The 22,301-nt window shown below is 36.8% G+C and carries 18 protein-coding genes; all 18 read left to right on the top strand.

The window, feature by feature from the left end; all coding sequences use genetic code 11:
- Positions 1–14: 14 nt before the first annotated feature.
- Positions 15–806, top strand: a complete 792-nt coding sequence (locus BN1243_RS08060) for a hypothetical protein (RefSeq protein ID WP_062105785.1) — start codon at positions 15–17, stop codon at positions 804–806.
- A gap of 5 nt (positions 807–811) precedes the next feature.
- Positions 812–1,201, top strand: coding sequence for a GntR family transcriptional regulator (locus tag BN1243_RS08055; protein WP_062105783.1), 390 nt, complete (start codon positions 812–814; stop codon positions 1,199–1,201).
- Positions 1,182–1,886, top strand: a complete 705-nt coding sequence (locus tag BN1243_RS08050) for an ABC transporter ATP-binding protein (protein ID WP_062105781.1) — start codon at positions 1,182–1,184, stop codon at positions 1,884–1,886. The genes BN1243_RS08055 and BN1243_RS08050 overlap by 20 nt, the downstream gene beginning before the upstream one ends.
- Positions 1,887–1,892: 6 nt before the next feature.
- Entirely contained in the window at positions 1,893–2,813 is a 921-nt protein-coding gene (locus BN1243_RS08045; protein ID WP_062105779.1) for an ABC transporter ATP-binding protein, read from the top strand.
- Positions 2,806–3,768 carry an ABC transporter permease gene (locus BN1243_RS08040; RefSeq protein ID WP_062105777.1) on the top strand — a complete coding sequence of 321 codons (963 nt, stop codon included), beginning with the start codon at positions 2,806–2,808 and terminating at the stop codon, positions 3,766–3,768. The genes BN1243_RS08045 and BN1243_RS08040 overlap by 8 nt, the downstream gene beginning before the upstream one ends.
- A 176-nt stretch (positions 3,769–3,944) precedes the next feature.
- Positions 3,945–5,063: an ABC transporter ATP-binding protein gene (locus BN1243_RS08035; RefSeq protein WP_062105775.1), complete on the top strand. Its 1,119-nt coding sequence runs from the start codon at positions 3,945–3,947 to the stop codon at positions 5,061–5,063.
- A gap of 40 nt (positions 5,064–5,103) precedes the next feature.
- Entirely contained in the window at positions 5,104–8,055 is a 2,952-nt protein-coding gene (locus BN1243_RS08030) for an extracellular solute-binding protein (RefSeq protein ID WP_230200139.1), read from the top strand.
- The gene (locus tag BN1243_RS08025; protein ID WP_230200138.1) at positions 8,045–9,043 is read left to right on the top strand and encodes a carbohydrate ABC transporter permease; all 999 of its coding nucleotides are present in this window, start codon (positions 8,045–8,047) and stop codon (positions 9,041–9,043) included. The genes BN1243_RS08030 and BN1243_RS08025 overlap by 11 nt, the downstream gene beginning before the upstream one ends.
- Positions 9,044–9,071: 28 nt before the next feature.
- Positions 9,072–9,962 carry a carbohydrate ABC transporter permease gene (locus BN1243_RS08020; RefSeq protein WP_062110499.1) on the top strand — a complete coding sequence of 297 codons (891 nt, stop codon included), beginning with the start codon at positions 9,072–9,074 and terminating at the stop codon, positions 9,960–9,962.
- Positions 9,963–9,985: 23 nt separating this feature from the next.
- Positions 9,986–12,124: a YIP1 family protein gene (locus BN1243_RS08015; protein ID WP_062105771.1), complete on the top strand. Its 2,139-nt coding sequence runs from the start codon at positions 9,986–9,988 to the stop codon at positions 12,122–12,124.
- On the top strand, positions 12,124–14,466 hold the full coding sequence (locus tag BN1243_RS08010; RefSeq protein ID WP_062105769.1) for a DUF5696 domain-containing protein: 2,343 nt from the start codon (positions 12,124–12,126) through the stop codon (positions 14,464–14,466). The genes BN1243_RS08015 and BN1243_RS08010 overlap by 1 nt, the downstream gene beginning before the upstream one ends.
- Position 14,467: 1 nt before the next feature.
- Positions 14,468–15,337 (top strand): carbohydrate ABC transporter permease, encoded by an 870-nt coding sequence (locus BN1243_RS08005; protein ID WP_062105767.1) that lies wholly within the window; start codon positions 14,468–14,470, stop codon positions 15,335–15,337.
- Between the two features lie 14 nt (positions 15,338–15,351).
- Positions 15,352–16,329, top strand: a complete 978-nt coding sequence (locus tag BN1243_RS08000) for a carbohydrate ABC transporter permease (RefSeq protein ID WP_062105765.1) — start codon at positions 15,352–15,354, stop codon at positions 16,327–16,329.
- 322 nt (positions 16,330–16,651) lie between these two features.
- Positions 16,652–17,353: a response regulator transcription factor gene (locus BN1243_RS07995; protein WP_062105763.1), complete on the top strand. Its 702-nt coding sequence runs from the start codon at positions 16,652–16,654 to the stop codon at positions 17,351–17,353.
- Positions 17,350–18,708: a sensor histidine kinase gene (locus tag BN1243_RS07990; protein ID WP_062105761.1), complete on the top strand. Its 1,359-nt coding sequence runs from the start codon at positions 17,350–17,352 to the stop codon at positions 18,706–18,708. Before BN1243_RS07995 ends, BN1243_RS07990 begins: the two co-directional genes overlap by 4 nt.
- 20 nt (positions 18,709–18,728) lie before the next feature.
- Positions 18,729–19,505, top strand: a complete 777-nt coding sequence (locus BN1243_RS07985; protein ID WP_062105759.1) for a hypothetical protein — start codon at positions 18,729–18,731, stop codon at positions 19,503–19,505.
- 315 nt (positions 19,506–19,820) lie between these two features.
- Positions 19,821–21,164, top strand: coding sequence for an ABC transporter substrate-binding protein (locus BN1243_RS07980; RefSeq protein ID WP_062105758.1), 1,344 nt, complete (start codon positions 19,821–19,823; stop codon positions 21,162–21,164).
- 89 nt (positions 21,165–21,253) lie between these two features.
- The gene (locus BN1243_RS07975; RefSeq protein WP_062105756.1) at positions 21,254–22,261 is read left to right on the top strand and encodes a family 20 glycosylhydrolase; all 1,008 of its coding nucleotides are present in this window, start codon (positions 21,254–21,256) and stop codon (positions 22,259–22,261) included.
- Positions 22,262–22,301: the final 40 nt, after the last annotated feature.

Genomic DNA, 22,301 nt, shown 5'->3' with positions numbered 1-22,301 from the left:
TGGAGGTGCTATTCATGCATGCTTTTTGGGGCTTAATCAAAAAAGATCTAGCAATAACAAGATTTTGGTATTTGGTTTGGCTAGTTCTTCTTTTTTTGGGGATGATTGCAAGTTTCGTTCTTGTAGAAAGAATCAATGAACCAAGTTCATTAGTTCCTATATATATACTTGCCATAAGCGCTCAAATCGTTTTAATGCCAATTTTGATGTTATTCGCACTAAAAATTGAAGGTAAATCGCAAATGTGGCTCTATAATCCGCAAAGCAGTACGAAATTATTACTTGCAAAATTGACGTCTATGTTTTTAATGCAAGTACTATCACAGTTTTTCCTAATTATATACGGTGTGGTCATACTTAATTATTTACTTCGAGCAGAAGTGATTTCGACGTCTGAAAAGTTTTTACCTATTAATTTGATCTTCTTATTCCATCTCGGAATTATCGGTACCGCCGTTTATCTAGCTATCTGGATTCTATTCTATTGGACTGTGTATCACTCCCTGGGGAAATACCCTCATATAAGGAGTTTCCGGTGGTTGATTATTATGATCATGTGGTTTTCCTTTAATACTATCGAAGCAATCTTTCATTTTATATTAGGGAAAAGCAATTTATTTCCTAGCTTGACAATTGAAATAAACACCGTGCCATCGATGGATTACGTATCAGGAAGTGGATGGGAAATTGTTAAACGAGATGGAGATTTCTCTTTTCCGATTCTTGCAATTTGCATATATACCGTTATCGCTATTGCTCTATTTCTCATATCAAGTCGCCTCCTTGATAAAAAGGTGGAGGTGTAGCAAAAATGGCTAAAGATTTTGAGGCATCTAAACCAATTTATTTACAGATTGTAGATCAAGTTTTCCAAAAGATTGCGAGAGGCGAAATCAAACCAGGAGAAAAACTTCCGTCTGTGAGAGAAATGGCTATTCAATCAGGAGTTAATCCAAATACAATTCAACGGTCTTATACAGAAATGGAAAGGATGGGTATCGTGGAAACAAAGCGAGGGCAGGGGTCGTTTGTGATTGAAAGCGAAAGTATTGTGCATGAATTGCAACGCTCTATGCAACGGGAAATCATTGAGCAATTTGTAAGTAATATGGAGGAATTGGGCTTTTCTAAGGAGCAAATGATGAAAGGACTTGAAAGCTATTTGAAGGAGAGGGACCAAGATGGCCATTCGCTTTCATGAAGTAACAAAGAAATATGGTGACGACAAAGCATTGGATCGCGTGACAATGGAGTTTCAGCCCGGAAAAATTTATGGTTTATTAGGGGCAAATGGAAGTGGAAAATCAACTACTTTAAAGTTAATAACAGGGCTCGTTTACCCAAATAGTGGTAAAGTAACCGTGCTTGGTAAGGAGGTTTCTCGAAAAACCTGTCAAGAAGTTGCCTATTTGACCGAACTAGATATGTTTTACGAAAGTTTTACAGTAGGAAAAATGGTTGATTTCTATGATTCGCAATTTCCTGACTTTGACTCCGCCAAAGCTGCTCATTTATTAAAAGATATGAAGCTGGATCCGAAGAAAAAAATTCGCCAGTTGTCAAAGGGAAATCGTGGAAGAGTAAAATTAGTCCTTACATTGGCAAGAGATACTCCGATTATTTTGCTTGATGAGCCATTTTCCGGCCTGGATGCAATGGTACGAGATTCAATTGTAAAAAGTTTATTAACGTATATTGACCTTAGTAAACAACTGGTAATCATTGCTACCCATGAAATCGATGAAATTGAATCAATTATGGATGAGGTTTTGGCTATTCATAATGGAGAAATCATTGGGCATGAACAGGTGGAGGATCTTCGAGCAGAATATGGCTATTCAGTACTAGAATGGTTTAAGTCAATAATGCAAGAGAGAGGAGAGTGATCTACGATGAAAAGCGTAGTCGAGCTGAAACATGTTTCAAAGGTGATTCGTGGAAAGAAAATCATAGATGATTTAAGTTTTGAAATAGTAGAAGGGGAAGTGTTTGGATTTCTTGGTCCAAATGGTGCCGGGAAAACAACTACTATTCGAATGATCGTTGGACTAATCGGAATGAGTTCAGGCGAAATAACAATTTGCGGAAAAGATGTTAAGAAAGATTTTGAAGAGGCGATCCAACATGTGGGGGCAATTGTTGAAAACCCTGAAATGTATAAATATATGAGTGGCTATCATAACTTGCTACAAGCTGCCCGCTTAATACAAGGTGTTACAAAAGAAAAAATTGATGAAGTAGTTGAACTTGTTGGTTTGAAGGATAGAATTCACGACAAAGTAAAGACGTATTCATTGGGGATGAGGCAGCGGCTAGGGATTGCGCAAAGTCTTTTGCATAATCCTAAAGTGTTAATTCTAGATGAACCAACAAATGGACTTGATCCAGCAGGTATTAGAGAAATCCGTGACTATTTAAGAAGTCTTGCTCGTGAGAAAAATCTTTCCATTATCGTTTCAAGTCACTTACTTTCTGAGATGGAAATGATGTGTGATCGAATAGCGATTATCCAAAAGGGAAAATTGATTAATGTCCAATATGTTCAAGAAGACACTGAAGTTATGAAAAGAACATACAGCTGTATCGTTGATAATCCTAAAAAGGCACTTCAGTTATTAAAAAAGCAAGGTTATCAAATAAATATCAGGTCGAATGAACTCGAATTGATGCTAGATAAAGAGGAAGTTCCCGAAGTCATTAATTATCTCGTTCACCATGATCTGCTAATCTATGAAATGAAAAAATTATCAAGATCACTGGAAGACCGATTCCTAGAGATTACAAATAATGGGGCGGTGAAAGCTAATGCTTAGACTAGTACAAAATGAATGGATTAAGATATTCAAACAAATTAGTACGTATATTATGATTGCTTTTCTTATTGTTATAGTAATAGCAGTTGGAGGGATTTCAAAATACGTGAATTCCCAAGATAAGGCAGTAAGTACGGATTGGAAAAAAGAGCTTCAGACACAAATCCAATCAGATAGAGAAACGTTGTCCAATCCTAATGATATCGTGATGGCCCCATCTCTTACAGGTTTTCTAGAAAAGCAAATTGCTATAAATGAGTATCGGATTGAACATGATATTCCACCAGAACAGGATTATACAATATGGTCATTTGTCAACGACTCTACTGGTTTGATTAGCTTAGTTGGTTTACTCGTAATCGTTGTTGCAGCGGGGATTGTCGCGAATGAATTTAGTAAGGGGACGATTAAGAACTTATTAATCAAGCCGTACAGACGTTGGAAGATTTTGTTAGCCAAGTATCTTACAACTGTTGTATTTCTTGTTTTTATGCTTGCTATTCTATTTATTAGTTCTGCGCTTTTAGGGGCTATCTTTTTCGGAACAGGTGATCCTGCTAGTAATGTTCATCTAGCTTACACAAACGGAGAAGTAGTAGAACAAAGTATTTTTATTTATCTCGTAAAAACCTACTTACTAAATTCATTAAGTGTCTTTTTACTAACAACGATGGCTTTCATGATCTCTTCTGTTTTCAGAGTAAGTGGCCTTGCGATCGGAATCTCAATCTTCTTACTTATGACAGGTGATACTGTTACGAATTTGCTAGCAACTAAATTTGAATGGCCCAAATACTCATTGTTTGCCAATACAAATTTAATGCAATATATCGATGGAACGCCATTAGTGGAAGGAATGACGATGTCCTTTTCCATTACAGTTATGATTATTTATTTCTTGTTATTTATTTGTCTAGCTTTTGTCTTTTTTACAAAACGTGATGTGGCAAACTAGGGGAATTTCATACAGCTATTTAAGAAGAAACTATGGTGTTTCTTCTTTTTTTTGTAAAAGGCTGTCAAAAGCTACACAGAGTGTGTAGAATCTTCACACTAAATTCACAAAAACTCATATAAAATTTAGTTAAAACAAACTACAAATTGTTACGTTTTGTCTTAGGAGGGACCTAAATGGCAAGGATTTTGTTGAATAATGTCTCTAAGCAGTATGGAAAGTTTAAGGAGTTAGCAGTAAAAGATTTTAACCTGGATATAAATGACCAGGAATTTCTCGTATTCTTGGGACCTTCAGGTTGTGGGAAATCGACAACTTTAAGAATGGTGGCTGGATTGGAAGATGTTTCAAAGGGGGAAATTTATATTGGTGATAATTTAGTAAATGACATCCCCCCTAAAGATCGGGATATATCTATGGTTTTCCAAAACTATGCTTTGTATCCTAATTTAACTGTATACGAAAATATTGCATTTGGTTTACGTATACGAAAAATCCCGAAGCACGAAATTGAAGATGCTGTAAAAAGAGCAGCTCGCGTGTTGGAAATTGGCGCTTTTCTCGATAGAAAACCGAGAGAACTGAGTGGTGGTCAAAGACAACGGGTAGCTTTAGGAAGAGCCATCGTTAGACAGCCTCAAGCGTTTTTGATGGATGAACCATTATCCAATCTAGATGCAAAATTACGTGTACAAATGAGGGCAGAAATTATAAGGTTGCATAGGTCAATGGGTGTAACAACTATTTATGTAACTCATGACCAAATTGAAGCGATGACAATGGGAGATCGGATAGTTGTAATGAATAGAGGTATTATTCAGCAAGTTGATTCTCCAGAAGAGATCTATAATAGGCCGACAAATATGTTCGTTGCAAAATTCATCGGAAATCAGCCTATGAATTTCTTTAAAGGGACTATACGAGAAATTGATGGTCATATTCGGTTTTTCACGAAAGCGTTTAACTTACGTCTTACAGACCAACAGGCAAACATGATGAGGAATAAACGTCTACATGATTATGAGGTTGTGATGGGAATAAGACCAGAGCATATGGGCTTCGAAAAGGAATTATTCGAAACTTATCCACATGCAACTATTGAGGCATTTTTACAATTTAATGAGTTTATTGGATCTGATCACTATTATCATCTCGATTCTCATGGGAAAGAGTCCTTTATAGTACGTGCTCATCCAAGGGCCCGCTATGACGAGGGTGCAAAAGTAAGAGTAGCTGTCGATATGGACAAAGCACTATTCTTTGATAGAGATAGTGAAGAATTGTTGACAGATTGAACGGAGGGATAAGATGAAGCTGCAATCTAGGAAATCTCTAATGAAGAGATTGCTATATTCATTTATATGTATGGTTTTCATTGCTAGTACACCTTTAAATATTGGAAAAGATGGACAAGCCTCTGCTGAAGAGAAAGAAGCAAAGGAAGAGCAACCTGCGGCAATTAATTTAAATACATTTATTGAACCGTTTTATAATGAAGTATTGCAGAATTGGGAAGCTGACGGAAAAAAGCCCGGAAAAGATGTTATTGAAATCCAAGCCTTTGATTTCTCAAATGCATCGGATGAAAACGCTATATCACACGGATCATACGCAGGAAAAGATAATGTAGCTATATGGTCCGACTCATCAGCTTGGGCTGAATATGTAATCGATGTCAAAGAGGCGGGTTTGTATGAATTGTCTGCTGAATATAGACCATTTACCCAAGAGGATGGAGGGAGTCGGCAAGCGGCCATTTTAGGTGTACAAATTAATGGTTCCCATCCCTATCGTGAGACAAGGTCGATACAATTGCGAAGACAGTATCAGGACAAAGAAGCACAATTTGATAGCGAAGGTAATCAAATTAGATCTTTAGTTGAGGATATTACTGAATGGAGTACAGCTCTTTTTCGGAGTCCTGGTGTAAGTGTTGACCCACTATTGTTTTATCTTGAAAAAGGGAAAAACACGATTCGTTTACAGCCAATGAGAGAAGGACTTGCAATTGGAACAATTAAGATACAACCACCTACCACTATTCCAAATTATGAAGAAGTAAAGGGAACTTACCCTGATAATGCTCAGGAAAATGGTGAAACAATCACAATTGAAGCAGAGCAATTTAGTGGGAAAAATTCAACTTCTATTCAGGTTCAATATAATCGTGACCCACTGACTACACCTGAATCATTGAAAAAAATAAAATTCAATACGATAGGTGGAGGAAGCTGGTATGACAGCGGGCAAACGATCACTTGGGAATTTGATGTTCCAGAAAGTGGCGAATACAAACTAGGCTTTCGTGGATTACAAAATTATCGGAAGAATCTAGCTGTTTTTAGAACTTTATATATTGATGGAGAGATTCCATTTGAAGAAATGAAGCATTTGAAAATCCCATATGCTTCAAAATGGCAGGAACTTATCGTAAAGGATGATAATGAAAAACCTTATTCTATCTATTTAGAGAAAGGGACACATACGTTATCTCTTGAAGTAACGTACGAGCCATTCATGCCAATTATTGTTCAAATTGAGGAATTGGCTGATCAAATTAAAGCTGTTTCTCAAGAAATTCAGATCGCTTCAGGAAACCGAATCGATGAATTCAGGGTGTGGAACGTAAAAAAAGAATTACCTGGCTTAATTGAACAACTTGAAGTGATGCATGATCAATTCGATAAACTCGCCAAAGAAACGATTGAGATAAACGGCGAACGAAGTAATGTTTCTCAAGCATTCGAATCGATTGTTCAGGATATTTCCGTATTACTTGAAAAGCCAAATGATATTCCAAACAATCAAGTAAGAATTGGTGCGATGCAGGAAAAGCTTGAAACACAAAGAACGGAATTAATGAATAGCCCATTGGAAATAGATAAGTTTTACTTAACTCCAAATAAGGAAGAATTTCCACGTATGACGGCTAATTTCTTTGAGAAGTTCAAAGGAACGTACAATTCTCTCATTTACTCATTCTCTGATAAGAATCAATTAAGAGAACAGAAAGATGAAGAACTGAATGTTTGGATGATGTGGGGGCGCGATTACGCGGAAGAATTACAGCAGTTAGCTAACCAATATTTCACTCCAGAATATGGGATCAAAGTTAATGTAAACCTTATTCAAGATCAAAACTTGCTAATTTTAGCAAAGGCAGCCGGAATTATGCCTGATGTCGCACTTGGTGTACCAAGTGGAATGCCTTTTGAAATGGCTCTGCGTGGTGCAGCGAAAGATTTTTCCCAGCTATCAGGTTCCGAAGAAGTACTAAATAATTATGCACCGGGTACTTTGCTTCCATATTATTATGATGGCGGATATTACGGAATCCCAGAAACAATTAACTTTAAAGTTTTATTTTATCGTAAAGATATATTGAATCAGCTCGACCTTGAGGTTCCTAATACTTGGGACGATGTCTATGATATGATTCCGACTTTGCTACAAAATCAATATAACTTTTATGCAGATCCTAAAGACTTTTCATACATGCTATACCAAAACGGGGTTGACCTTTATAGCGAAGATGGGATGGCAACTGCATTAGATAATCCTGAAGCATTCAAAGGATTTGAAGAGTGGACGAATCTCTTTAATCTTCATGGTATGGACAATCAAGTTCAAAGTTTTTATCAGCAATTTAGAAAAGGAACGATGCCAATTGGTATTGCCGACTTTAATCAATATATGCAATTACTAGTTGCTGCACCTGAAATTCTTGATTTGTGGGGGATTGCTCCTGTTCCAGGCCACGTAAATGAAAATGGCGAGATTGTAAGATGGGCCGGTGGTACTGGGATGGATACAACAAGCATGATGCTATTTAACGATACTCCAGAAGAAAAGCAAGAATTAGCTTGGGAGTTTATTAAGTGGTATACATCGCCAGAGATGCAAACAGAATATGGGTTAAACCTTGAACAATTCCGTGGAGAAACATTCCGTTGGAACTCGGCTAACGTACAAGCATTTAGTCAAATGCCATGGAGACAAGAAGATTTACAAGTAATTTTACAGCAGTGGAAGTGGGTAAAAGATGTACCTAACGTTCCAGGCGGTTATATGACGACAAGACAGTTGGATTTTGCATGGAACTTAACAGTCCTTGAAGGAGAAAATCCAAGAATAGAATTGGAAAAAGCAGTCAAAGAAATAAATCGAGAATTAAAGAGAAAACAAATTGAATTTGATTTGATCGATAAAGACGGAAAAGTATTACATCCTTTAAAACTTCTTAGTGTTACAGAACCGTGGGAAGGAGTGAGTCAGCTTGAACGGTAATGCTCAAATAGAAAACACAAATGTGGAAACAGTGAAAACAGGTAAGTTTAACCAGTTCAAGATGGATATTTCTGAGAAAACAAAGAAATTACTGTCTGAAATATGGCGATACCGCTTATCTTACTTGTTTATCGCTCCCTTCATGATTATGTTTATTATTTTTATTCTCATTCCAGTTATTGCGGCTATTGGATTAAGTTTTACCTATTTTAACTCGATACAATTTCCGGAATGGACGGGATGGCTAAACTATCAAACTTTATTTTCACAAGACATTGTCTTCTTGCAAAATATTTTACCGAACACATTTAAATTTTCATTATTCGTTGGACCAGTAGGATTTATACTAGGCTTCTTGCTAGCGTGGTTCATTGCACAATTACCGAACACATTGCGGATGGTTTTTGCACTCGCCATGTACGCTCCCTCGCTTGCTGCGGGGGTTGCCATGACGGTAGTTTGGCAAGTAATGTTTTCCGGTGACCGTACAGGTTACATCAATAGTTTTATGTTGAAATATGGCTTTATTACAGAACCGATTATATTCCTACAAGACCAAGACTGGCTTTTAAATATTATGATTGTTGTTTCCATTTGGTCGAGTATGGGAATTGGCTTCTTGGCGATGCTGGCTGGTTTATTAAATGTGGATCAAGAACTTTATGATGCTGGAAAAATCGATGGTATATCTAGTAGATTACAGGAAATTTGGTATATTACTTTACCAATGCTAAAACCTCAGTTAATGTTCGCAGGGGTTATGGCTATTGTTCATACTTTGCAGTCAGGTGAACTTGGAGTGCAATTATCGGGATCAAACCCAACACCTAACTATGCTGGTCAAGTTATGATCAGTCATATTTCAGACTACGGTTTTATCCGATTTGAACTAGGCTATGCAGCGGCGGTTTCGGTTATCTTATTGGTTTTGATGTTCATGCTCAGCCGTGTCTTCTCTTATCTTTTTGGTGAAAAGGAGGACGAATAATTTGAAACTATTAGCTTCACTAAAAAATATGGGGCAAGAGGCCATCATCAAAGTGAAAAATTTTGGTGGAGAAATAAGAAGGCTTGATGGTACTCAATGGGTTATTCTCTTTTTCTTAGCCTTGCTAGCGGTTTTTATGTTACTACCCATTGTATATATTTTTAATCATGCTTTTAAGCCATTACATGAGTTATTCCTATTTCCACCGACGTTTATCGTTCAGGATCCAACAGTTCAAAACTTTATTGAATTAATGTCTATGACACAAAGTACATTCGTGCCAGTATCAAGATACATTTTTAATAGTGTAATAGTAACGGTGTTGGCTACAGCTGCAATGGTTATTACGAGCTCATTATGTGCCTATGCATTGTCTAAACATAAATTCCCAGGATCCAACCTTGTTTTCGCCCTAATCATGGTATCACTTTTATTTGTACCAACAGTATTACAGATCCCTCGTTATGTAGTTGTTCAAGGTTTAGGGATTATGAATACGTATTGGGGTCACGTATTACCAATGATTGCGATGCCTGTCGGGGTTTTCCTTATGAAGCAATTTATGGATCAAGTACCTAATGAAATGTTAGAAGCAGCTAAAATTGATGGTGCATCAGAAATTAGAATGTTTATGCAAATTGTTATGCCGATTGTAACTCCTGCTGTAGCAACGATTGCGATTATTTCATTCCAAAATGCATGGGGAAATGTTGAAACTTCGCAGTTGTTTATGCAGGATGAGTCGATGAAAACATTGCCTTATTATATGATGTCGCTCACCGCAAATTTGGCCAATACAGTTGCAAGACAAGGAGCCGCGGCAGCAGGGGCACTGATTATGTTCTTACCCCAGCTGATTATATTTTTGTTCTTCCAAAGAAAAGTTATTGCTACCATGGCCCACTCTGGAATTAAATAAGGCAAGGAAACGGGGGTTCAACAATGAAAATAAGACGAAGAATTCGGAATATGCTATTCGCCTCTTTCAGCCTTATTATCTTGTTCTTGCCATCTTCATTATCAGTCAAGGCTGAAGCGCCTTTTGAAACTTTTAGTGTTAATGGTTTTAATAGGACGATTTTCACGCAGCCTGCGTATGAGCCTGACGGGGTTATGGCAGAAGATATCTATATGGTTGACGAAAACGGCGAACAAATCTTTTCTCCGCTAAAACAACCGCAAGATTTGTTTATTGATGAAGCGGATGATATTTATATTGCAGATACAGGCAATGATCGGATCGTTCATTTGGATAAAGATGGAAAGTTAGAAAGAATCCTTACAGTACCAGAGAGTCCGTTGAAACAGCCTTCAGGTGTATTTCTAAACTCAAAAGGCGATATTTATGTGGCGGATACTGGGAATAAGAGAGTAGTTCATTTAAATAAAGAGGGCAAACTCTTAAAAGAATTTGGAAGACCAGATTCTAAATATATTGACGAGAATTTTGTGTACGAACCAATTAACATGATTGTTGACCGACGTGGCTTTGTCTATGTTGTTTCACGCGGAACGTACCAAGGGATTGTTCAATTTGATCCCGAAGGTCAATTCTATGGTTTTTATGGTACTAATATAACAGAAGTGTCTCTTATGGATAGAGTCCGTAACATGTTATACACAGAGGAACAATTGAAAAGACAGGTAAGGTTACTGCCGAATCCAATACGTAACATTGACATTGACCAAAACGGATTTATTTACACAGTTTCAAGGGATGCCACTGAGCAAATTAAAAAGCTTAATATTCGTGGTGAAAATCAGTGGAAAGAGTTCTCCTTTGGTGACAATATTAATTTGAATTTTTTACGCAGGCGTGCGATGACGCAAACAGAAGCTGAAGGTCCGCCAACAGCGGAGATCAGCGACGTTACTGTTGATAAAAATGGAATAGTGACAGTCATTGATAAAGCGAGTAACATTGTTGCTCAATTTAACCAAAATGGAGAATTGCTCTTTTTCTGGGGAGCACCTGTTACTGCTGGTTCCCCGCAAGTAGGCGTAAATAAGAGCCCGACAGCACTAGATACTAATTCTGAAAATAAGATATTTATTTTAGATGATTCGTTGAATCTTATTCAAGTTCTAAGGCCAACTGCTTTTGGAAACGATATTCAGACTGCTTACATACTAACGCAGCAAGGAAAGTATGATGAAAGTGAGCAATACTGGAACGAAATCGTAAAACATAATGCGCTATTCTCACCAGCTTATGCAGGTCTTGCCCGTGCTTCCTTTTATCGAGAAGATTATAAAGAGGCGATGAATCTATACGAATTAGCTGGTGATGAACAAGGATATTCAGACTCGTTTTGGCAAATTCGTTTATCCTGGTTCCAAAAGAACTTTGCCTATTTCGCCAACTCATTGTTAGTAATTGGTGTTGGAACAGTGGCAACTTCAAAATATCGAAGGAAGAAAAGGCGTCAAAAGAAAGTAGCAAAAAGTAGAAAGTGGCAAGAAATAAAGCTGATTGAGCAAATAAAACATGCTTTCTATATTTTAAGGCATCCACTAGATGGTTTTGCTGATGTCCGATATAGAGATTTAGGTGGATATACAAGTGCGATTTTAATTCTAGCAGTAGTTGTAGTTGTAGCTTTAGCAAGAATCTATTTTACAAGCTTCACATTCCAGCCTATCCCAATTGAAAGTTTAAATGCAGGTTCAATACTATCCGTAGGCGTGATGGTATGGGTATCTTGGGTCATTTGTCACTATCTAATTGGCGCGATCCGATATGGGCAAGCCCGTTTCAGAGATGTCTTCGTGGGAAGTGCCTATTCGTTATTGCCAGTATTTTTACTAGGATTACCATTAGCATTACTTTCAAATATCATGACCCTTAGTGAGGGATCTATTTACGGGTTTTTCGATGCTATTATGGTGATTTGGTGTGCAGCACTCTTTTTCTGGATGGTTCAATCTTTACAGAACTATTCAGTAGGTGAAACGATCGTGAACATTCTGCTTACATTGTTCTCAATGGTTATGCTATGGGTGTTAGTATTCATTATTATCGGATTAACGTCAGAAACGATCGACTTTATCTTCACGCTTTACCAGGAGGTGACAATGTGATGATAAAATTTAAACGAATATCATTGATTGTCTTAGTTCTTCTTTTAACATTCGGGACGATCTCTGCATTTGCCAATAACGATGATAGCGATTCGGCCGAACAGGAAAATGTTGAGGAAGTTGAAAATACAAATGATGACAATAATGCCGAAGAATCAGATACATCGGAGGATGAGTCTGGTGATGAAGGTAAAGGAGCACCTGTAGAGAGTTCTCTTCCAGATGAAAGTGGATTTCAAAATATTGCAGAAAACGCCAAATATATATTGAAGGCTGATCCGGACACCGGCCACTTTGTTGTTGTGAATAAGCAAAATGGCAAAACCACTAGATCATTTCCTAATCCAGATGGCTGGGAACAAGGTGGGGCATCTAATGTTTGGCAGACCCATTTACAATCTCCTTTCATGTTTACATTTGTTGAATTCAATGTACGTAAAGATGTTGTAAAAGAATCGAATTTCTTGAGCCAAGGCGGGACTGTAGAATTCACGAAGCTCGATGACGGGTTCAAAGTGACCTATGATATGCCGAAAATTGGTTTTAACATACCCATTGAGGTCCACCTTGGAGAAGACTTCGTAGAGACAAAGGTTTTAGCTGATGAAATTGTGGATGCAAAGGAGTTAACGAAAGAGGAACAAGCTGATGCGAAAAAGAATCCAAAAAGCCGACTTGTTTCCCTTCGCTTGTTTCCGTTCTTAGGGGCTGAAACTTCTAACGAAGAAAATGGCTATCTATTTCTTCCAGATGGTCCAGGTGTTCTCGTAGAATTTCAGAAAAACCGCGCGAGTACGAATAACTTATATAGCGAACGGATATATGGCGATGATTGGGCATTTTCAACAAAGACGGATTTATCTTCACGACAACCAGTTAGGATGCCTGTCTTCGGTATAAAAAAAGGTGATCTTGCTACTCTAGGTATTGTTCGTGATGGTGATTCATATGCAAGTATTGTTTCTGCACCGTCAGAGTCATTAAGTCAATATAACTGGGTAACTGCTGAACATCATTTTCGATTCAAATTTTTCCAGCCTACAGATAAGAAAAAATTCACAGGATTTTATCTATATTCTGAGGAAATGCAGCGGTCTACTCGCTCTGTTAGGTACTACATGATTGAGGAGCAAACTCCTACCTATGTAGATATGGCTCAAAGATATCGACAGTATCTTATGGATGAACAGGGACTAACAAAAGCAGAAGCTGACGAAAACATTGACTTACAATTAAGTATTCTCGGTGGAGGAACAAAAAAGGGATTTATTCGCGATACGTTCCTTCCGTTAACAACTGCTGACCAGGCTAGTCAAATCGTGAAGGAATTGAATAGTTCTGGGGTAGAAGATATGACTATTAATTATTATGGGTGGCAGAGAGGCGGATATGAGAATTTCGGCGGCCATTTTCCAGTAGCCAAAAAACTAGGTGGAAATGATGAAATGGAAAATTTCGTCGAATTTGCTCAATCAAAAGGCTTTTCTGTATTCCTGGATACGAGCTCTTACACGTATAATAATACGAATAAAGATCGTTTTCGTCCAAATAGGGATGGATTACAAGATCTAAGTTCAACCATTATTGAAAACAACCGTTTCGGAAATAAAAAGGTCTATGTTAGTCCGCGTTTTATGGAAAAAACAATTTTCAATGATTTAAAGAAAGCAAAGGAAATTGCGGTTGATGGATACATCTACGGTGATGGAATTGGCTCTATGCTTTCGACGGACTATAACGATCGCCATTTTGCGAACCGTCAAGACGTGAAAGAGATTCATGAAAACGTATTGGAAAAAACAAAAGCCGAACTAGGAAAGGTTCAATTATCCAAAGGGAATTTCTATGCATTGCCATATGTCGATCATCTTGATCAAATGGATAGTGACTATTCTTATGATTTATTCGCTGACCAAAAAGTCCCGTTTGCACAAATTGCACTTCATGGTTTGGTAAGTTACTCATTTAATTATGGCAATATGGGCGGTAATGCCCAACAGAGTTTCTTACAAGGAATTGAGTATGGAGCAGTTCCCTCGTTTATCCTAACCTATGAAGAAACACAGAAATTACTAGCGTCTGATAACATGAGTAGATTTTACAGTACCTATTATAAAGATTGGGAAAAAGAAATAACCTCTTGGTATCAGAGCTATAATGAGGCCCTTGGTGATGTACAAGACCAATTTATCGTGGACCATCGTATGTTGGATGAAGGTGTATTTGAAACGACATATGAAAATGGAAAACGGATTGTTGTCAATTATAACAAGCATGGCTATACAACAAATGGGATGACAATTGGGGCCGAGGATTTTGTCGTTCTCGAAGGAGGGAAATAATGTGCGGACTAAAAAAAGGATAAACGCTAAGGTTGCTCGTAACCTGGAAGGAAGTTTATTCATCGCACCGTGGTTAATAGGATTTCTGATATTTCTTGCCTTCCCACTAGGATTCTCACTTTATATGAGCTTTCATCAAGTGAGAGTCCTACCAGGTGGACTCGAATATGAATTTAATGGTATAAAGTATTATCGGGAATTGCTGCTTAATAGTGCCGACTTTTATGACTTGTTAATTCCTTATTTCCAAGAAGTCATTCTGATGGTCCCAATCATTATTATATTCTCACTCATGATTGCTATTTTGTTAAACCAGAACTTGTATGGGCGATTTCTATTTAGAACGATTTTCTTTCTACCGGTTATCTTCACAACTGGTTATCTATTAACGGAATTTGTCAATCAAGGAGAAGGGGCACTAGGCTTTTTAGAGAACTTTGCACTAGGAGGGTATTTGGATGCCTTTTTAGGTGATAGTTCTTGGGGACAACCAGTAAAGACTCTACTAAATCGGTTCGTTTTAGTTCTTTGGTATTCAGGCGTTCAGATTTTAATTTTCTTAGCTGGAAGACAAACGATCCCGCCTTCAGCCTATGAATCAGCTAGAATTGACGGCGCTAATCCATGGGAAGTTTTCTGGAAGATTACACTCCCAGCTATGGCTCCATTTATCTTCCTAAACTTAATTTATACTATTGTTGACATGTTTACTTTCCCGTTTAATCCAGTCAACGATTTAATTGGAACTGGGAATTATGGATACTCTAGTGCTATTGCCTGGGTATACTTTGCTGTCATTGCTGTGTTCTTGTCCATTGTCATGTTGATCTATATGAGAATAAGCAATAGGCAAAGGGTTGCCAGAAGATAAAAGGAGGGCTGAGGATGAATGTAAATATAGAAACAGCAAAAAAATATAAAAAACCCAAAAGGAAGTATAACGTTCAAAGTAAACTAAATTCAGCCAAATACATTGTTCTTGGAAAAGAAGTAAATGAGGGGCTTTTATTTAAGGCGTTTCTTTACACAATTTTTATTGCAACTTCGTATATCTATTTAAACCCAATCTTAACAATGGTAGTCAGAATGCTCATGAGTGAGAAGGATCTCATTGATCCGACAGTTATGTGGATTCCGACCGAGTTATTTTTTGGCCATTTGACATCCGCTTGGAAAAGTTTACACTACGGTCAAGCGTTTTCTATTAGCTTGTTAGTCGCTGTTACAGCATCTGTCTTTCATTGTGTTTCTTGTGGACTTGCTGGGTATGCACTAGCTCGTCTGGAATTTCCTTTTAAGAAACTAGTATTCGGTCTGTTGATATTGGCATTTATTATTCCGCCGCAAATTATAGTATTGCCAACAATCATTGCCTTTAATAAATTGGGGATTATGAATAATTTTATTACATTGATTATCCCTTCCATTTTGGGATTCGGTGTAAAAGGATCGTTATTTGTAATTATTTTTAGGCAATTTTTCTTAACGCAACCAAAAGAATTGGAGGAAGCGGCGAAAATTGATGGAGCAAGCGCTTTTAAGTTTTATTTAAAAGTCATGCTTCCATTAGCAAAGCCAGCTATTTTAGTAGTATTTTTATTCTCATTCGTATGGACATGGAACGATACTTATTTCCCAAGAATGTTTTTATCGGATTCCAGCCTTTTACCCCTCGCTAGTGAAATGTTGCAACTCGATCGGGTCATTACAGGGCTAATGGAATCGCAACAGATTTCTTCCTACGAAGCAGGAGCGATCAAAATGGCAGCTAGCTTTTTATCGCTATTACCACCTTTGCTCATATTCTTAATTTTCCAACGTCACTTTGTTGAAGGAGTAGAGCGTACTGGATTAGTAGAATAATAGTAGAAAATCCTACCTTATATAAAAAGGTGGGATTTTCTATGTGTTTAGCTAGAATTAAATTTTAACTGACTGTCTAAATCAAAGTCATAGAAATATTAATTTAATCAATTTGCTATTGTCGAATGTTGGCGAATTGACTTATTTATTCGCAAATGATAATTTATAAATAGATGGGTCGATATAGAATAACAAGGATGGAAAACGCAATCAAATCTGACTATTCGAAAATGGTTGCGCTACCAAAAAAATGCTGTGGCAGACATACTTTTTTAACCTTCATCAGCTTTGCTTTACAACCTATTAATAGGAGGGGGTTAATATGAATATATTAATTGTTGAAGATGAGGCCTCAATTCGTGATGTTTTAAAATCGTATTTTTTAAAAGAGGGATGGGGAGTTTATACTGCTAGCGATGGTTTGGAAGCGCTACAGCATGTTCGAAAATTTAAGGTAGATGTCATCTTATTAGATCTGATGATTCCAAAAATTCCAGGTGAAGAAATATGCCGAGAAATACGAAAGAGTTCCAATGTCCCTTTAATTATTATTTCCTCTAAGTCTAGGGAAGAAGATATGATTAATGGATTAAATATTGGTGCTGATGATTATATTACAAAACCGTTTCGTATTAAAGAGGTTATTGCACGAATCAACGCCCTGTTAAGACGGGTTGAAATGTTTACTAAAGAAAATAAAGAAGTTTTACGATTTAACCATAATAGTCTAGTAATTAATTTTGAGACTCAAGAAGTACTTGTAGAAAATAAAGCGGTTAAATTAACTTCTACCGAATTTAAAATTCTTGATGCCTTCGTGAAAAAACCAGGAAAGATTTTTAGTAGACAGGATTTGTCTTATATTGTTCAAGGGTACCGCTATATCGGTGATGGGCGTACGATGGATGCTCATATTAAAAATTTGCGTAAGAAAATAGAGGAAGATCCTAAAAACCCAAAATACATTGTGACAAAAATTGGTTCTGGATACAAGTTTAATAGCATTTTGGATGAAGCGAGATGACGCCTAAGGGAACACAGACTATTATATTTTTCTTGCTTACTATCCTTTCTGTCCTTTCGATTATTTCTATCTATTTTGTTTTATCATTTACTTCGAATCGATCCTTCTTGCAATATAAACAAAAGTATTTTGCTGAACAAACCTATCATATAAGTTATATTCTTCGTACGAACATTGAGACGCCGCTTACATCGGAAAAAAATAAAGAATTATTTGATAAAACTGCCCAAGAATTTGCAACACCAGTTCATTTTTTTAATGAGGATTTTAGTAAGATTATTTATACAAATGAGATGAATCATACTGAGTTTGCTCAGCCTTTTTACATCGATGTTCCCATCGTTAAAGAGGGTGAACCATTAGGGTATTTACGTGCCTTTTATGACTTAGATCAACATATTGGTGCACCAGCATTATCTATGTTTGAGAAAGATTCACAAAATCAACTACGAATGATTATCGTAATCGCTCTAGTTGTAACGATTATTATTAATTTTTTCCTTTCTAGAATTTTAGCTAAACCTATTAAACAATCAGCTTATTATGCTCTTAAAGTATTGAGAGGAAATCGTGAAGAATTTGTCCCGAGAAATGGCACTGAAGAAATTAAGCAATTAATAGATGGTATTAATAGTTTATTAGTAGAGTTTAACAATGTAGAGAATTGGCGGAAACAAATGATGGAGGATTTAACGCATGAATTGCGTACCCCATTAACATCCGTTCTTACAAGACTGGAAGCAATCATCGATGGTGTTTACCCGACTACAACAAAAAACTTACAAGATATTTACGATGAAATGGAAAGATTGTCACGGTTGGTTGCTAATGTTCAACGGTTATCTGAGGCAGAAGGAGCACGCTTTAAGTTAAATATTGAAAAAGTCAATATGGTTCATTTAGTCAAAGGGGTATATGAAGGTTTTCTATTTATTGCGAAACAGAAGGAAATTGAATTGAACTTTAGGAACCCCAATAAACCGTGTACAGCATATGTAGATCCTGATAGAATGATTCAAGTCGTCACAAATATTATTTCGAATGCTCTTAAATATACGGCACGTGCGGGAAAAGTGGAGATCGGAATCGAGAGTAATGATGACGAACTGATCATTTATTGTAAAGATAATGGAGTAGGTATACATGAAGATGAACTATCACTAATCTTTAATCGTTTCTATAGAACAGATAAGTCGAGATCTCGCGAGTATGGAGGTTCTGGGATTGGTTTAAGTATTTCGAAAGCACTTGTTCATGCTCATGGCGGTGAAATAGGTGTGGAGAGTGAACCCGGGGAAGGATCCAAATTTTGGGTTGGGATTCCGATTGATAATCAACTAGTATCACCAGAATAGTAATGCAACGGAGGGTTCACATGGAATTGGTAAATACATTTCGAAAGGTTCACCGACGGGGGATAATCCTAATTGTTCCTATTCTATTTGATTTTTTGGCTCTGGCAATAGGTTGGGCGTTTATTGGTTTTTATGGAGAGCCATTTACTTCCATTCGTATGATATTAGAAATGGGAATGCCTTCTGTAAGTCATATATCGAATATCGCATTACTTGCAAATAATATTGACTTTATCAATACTCCAGTTGAGTTGCCTAGTTTTATGCCAATTATTGTCATAATAATGATAATTATTGCTGCTTTTTTGCAAGGGGGCTATATTAGAACTTTATATTGTATTATTAGGAACCAGCCTTTCGTTATTTCTGATTTTTTTAAGGCTTGTAAAAAAAATGTACTACAGTTTGTTATTCTAGAGATTGTTGTATTTTTATTAAAAATTGGTGTTACGGCCTTTTTAGTCATTTTCTTTCAATATATTGGTGCGTTTGCAGCGCTAGTCTTTTTTATTGTCCTGCGAATAATATTTATCTACCTCGAATTTACTATTGTTGTAGATAAGGTGAGTATTCCAGAAGCGTTGAAATTAAGTAGAGCACACTTAGGGAAAACTCTTCCGAATACGTTACTAATTGTTTTGATTATGTACATCATTTCGATCATTATTAGTTTCCTGCTTCATAAATTTTGGTCACCATATATTGTTATAGCGATCATAATAGTTTACGCTTATTTTATGACAATCATCCAATCTATATTTATGTCGATATTTTGTCGTATACATAAAAGTATTTAAAAAACCATGGGTAGCTCCCATGGTTTTTAAGTCCTGTTGTTCAGTTAACAGTTATAACGAATAAAGAATTATTTCTAAAGAGTATTTATTTTGCGATGCAAGACTCAAAAATCTACAAAATTAGTCAAAAATTGATATTTCACACGAAATTCACATCACCTCTATTAGAATATAGTTATACGCTTTCATTATTGCTATAAAGTGATTTGAATAGGTTAAGTGATCATCATGTAAGGGGAGATTACTCAAATATTCCTATGGCGTATAAAAGCAATAAGGGATGCGGATAAACAATTCATCAAAGGGGGTAATAACATGAAAAGAAAGTTTAAGTTAATGTCACTATTTGTCGTTATTGCATTTCTAGCTTCATTTATCGTGGCATGTGGAAATAATGCAGAACCTTCTAATAGTGGTAATGAAAATAGCCAAAAAGAAGGAGAATCTGCAGAAAAAGACAATGGCAAGGAAGAGGAAGAACAGCATGAAGAGGTAACCATCAGATGGGCTCACCAATGGGAAGAAGACCATTTCTGGGACAACTATGGTGACCTTCTAAAAGAAAAATTCCCTTACGTAACAATTGAACTGCAACAGGTTGGAACAGACCATCCTGAAACTTTACAAGAAGTTATCGCTGCAGGCAAAACACCTGATGTTGTAACTTTAGGTATTGTTTCTCATATTCAATTTTTGGATGAATTAGGATTGGCTTTCAATCATGATTCTCTTATTGAACAATCTGGTTTTGATCTAAGCAATTTGGAGCCTTCCATTGTAGAATTTACACGCGGATATGATCCAAAAGATGAAAAAGGTCTTTATGCTATTCCAAATTCACGTCCTACATGGGCTTTGCACTACAATAAAGACGTATTTGATATCCTTGGAGAAAATTATCCTGAAGATGGAATGACATGGGAAGAAGTTGTAGAACTTGCGAAGAAATTGACTCGCGAAGTTAATGGTGTTCAATATTATGGGTTAGATCTTGATGTTCCTTATGATGCATGGACACAGCTAAATGTACAATCTGTTGATCCAGATACAGATGAAGTTGTTATTGCAAATTCTGAAGAGTATAAGCAATTTTTCAAAATGATTGATGATACACTTTCCATTCCTGGATATCCAACAGAGGAGCCAGGAAGCATGCTCATGCACTGGGGTGGTAAGTGGGATGAAGGCATTTTCGCTATGCGTCCTTCTTCTACAGGCTGGCTTGATCAAGATAATATTGATATTGCAACATACCCAGTTTGGGATAAAGAAAATCCACTTATGCCAAGACCAAATGCTGGTGGCTTTGCAATTACTGGAACTAGTGAGCATAAAGAAATTATCATGGAAATGATTTCTTACTTGCTTTCTGAGGAAGTACAGATTGAAAAATCTAAAGAAGGTCAAAGTTCTATTCTTGTAAGTCCAGATGTTCAAGCAGCATTTGGGGAGAACAAACCAGAGTGGGAAGGCAAAAACCTTGATGCATTATTCAAATATGGATATGCAGTAGGCCCAGAAAAACCTGCTAAATACGGTAGTATTCCATGGGGTGAATTCCAAGAATTTGCTAACTCGGGAATGGATGTTAACGAATATCTACGTGTTTACCAAGAAAAAATGGAAGAACTTGTTCGTAAACAAAAGGAAACTGAGTAATTTAATCGTTTCATAGAATAAGGGGATTCAGCAATTTTAACATATTGCACGAATCCCCTTTATTATATTTGGATACTGAGGTGAAGAAAATGAACAATACTAATCCAGTTAAAGCCTTTCATTTAAGATTTGGATCCCATGAACTGTTAGAACCATTTAAATCGTTTATTCAAAATGTTCTAGTACCTAAAGGAATTAATTTTATACTCCTAGAATGCAATACGTCATTCCAATTTGAATCGCATCCAGAGCTGTCTTCTGGATCATTAACAAAGAAAGATGCTAAAGAACTATCCACTTTTTGTAAACAGAATGGTATCCGCCTAATTCCTTTATTCCAATGTTTAGGACACCAAGGATGGGGAGGCGGCCGGAACAGCATATTGAAGCACTATCCTGAGTTTGATGAAACTCCACATGTGCCTGAAGATGCGGAATGGCCAAAATTTTTCGCTCCAAGCTGGTGCCCGAATCATCCTGATGTGAATGCACTTGCCTTTGAACTAATCGATGAACTAATTGCAGCCTTTGAATGTGATGGTTTCCATGTAGGGATGGATGAGGTTTTGGCATTAGCAGATGATCAGTGTCCCCGTTGTAAAGGTCAAGACCGTGCAGATTTGTTTGCCAAAGCTGTGAATGATATGCATAGTCATATTGTTGGGGAACGCGGATTGGAAATGTTTATGTGGGGAGATCGTTTAATTGATAGCGAAGACTCAGGATACAATAATATGTGGGAAGCGGATACGTTAGGAACCTACAAAGCTATTGATAAAATTCCAACTGATATTACGATTATGGATTGGCATTATGAAATGCACCAATCATTTCCTTCAGTTAAGCTGTTTCTTGAAAAGGGATTTAGAGTGATTCCTGCATGCTGGTTTAAAACGGATGCTGCGCTTGCATTTTTAGAAGAAAGTATACAGGATGCAAAGGAATTGGGAGCTGCTGATCGTATGCTTGGTATGATTGTTACATCTTGGCATGGTTGGAATAAAACTGTTTTTGACCAATTCGAAAAAAATGACCTAAATGGTGAACTTCAGGAGTTATCAGTTACACTTAATAAAGTAACGAGTTACTTAAAATAAAAGAATTTATAAGGATGTCCAAAAAGTGATACTATGGACA

Source organism: Bacillus niameyensis, assembly GCF_001375535.1.
Taxonomy (GTDB): Bacteria; Bacillota; Bacilli; order Bacillales; family Bacillaceae_C; genus Lederbergia; species Lederbergia niameyensis.
The sequence above is the reverse complement of the archived record's forward strand: the minus strand, read 5'-3'. Positions and strand labels throughout refer to the sequence as shown.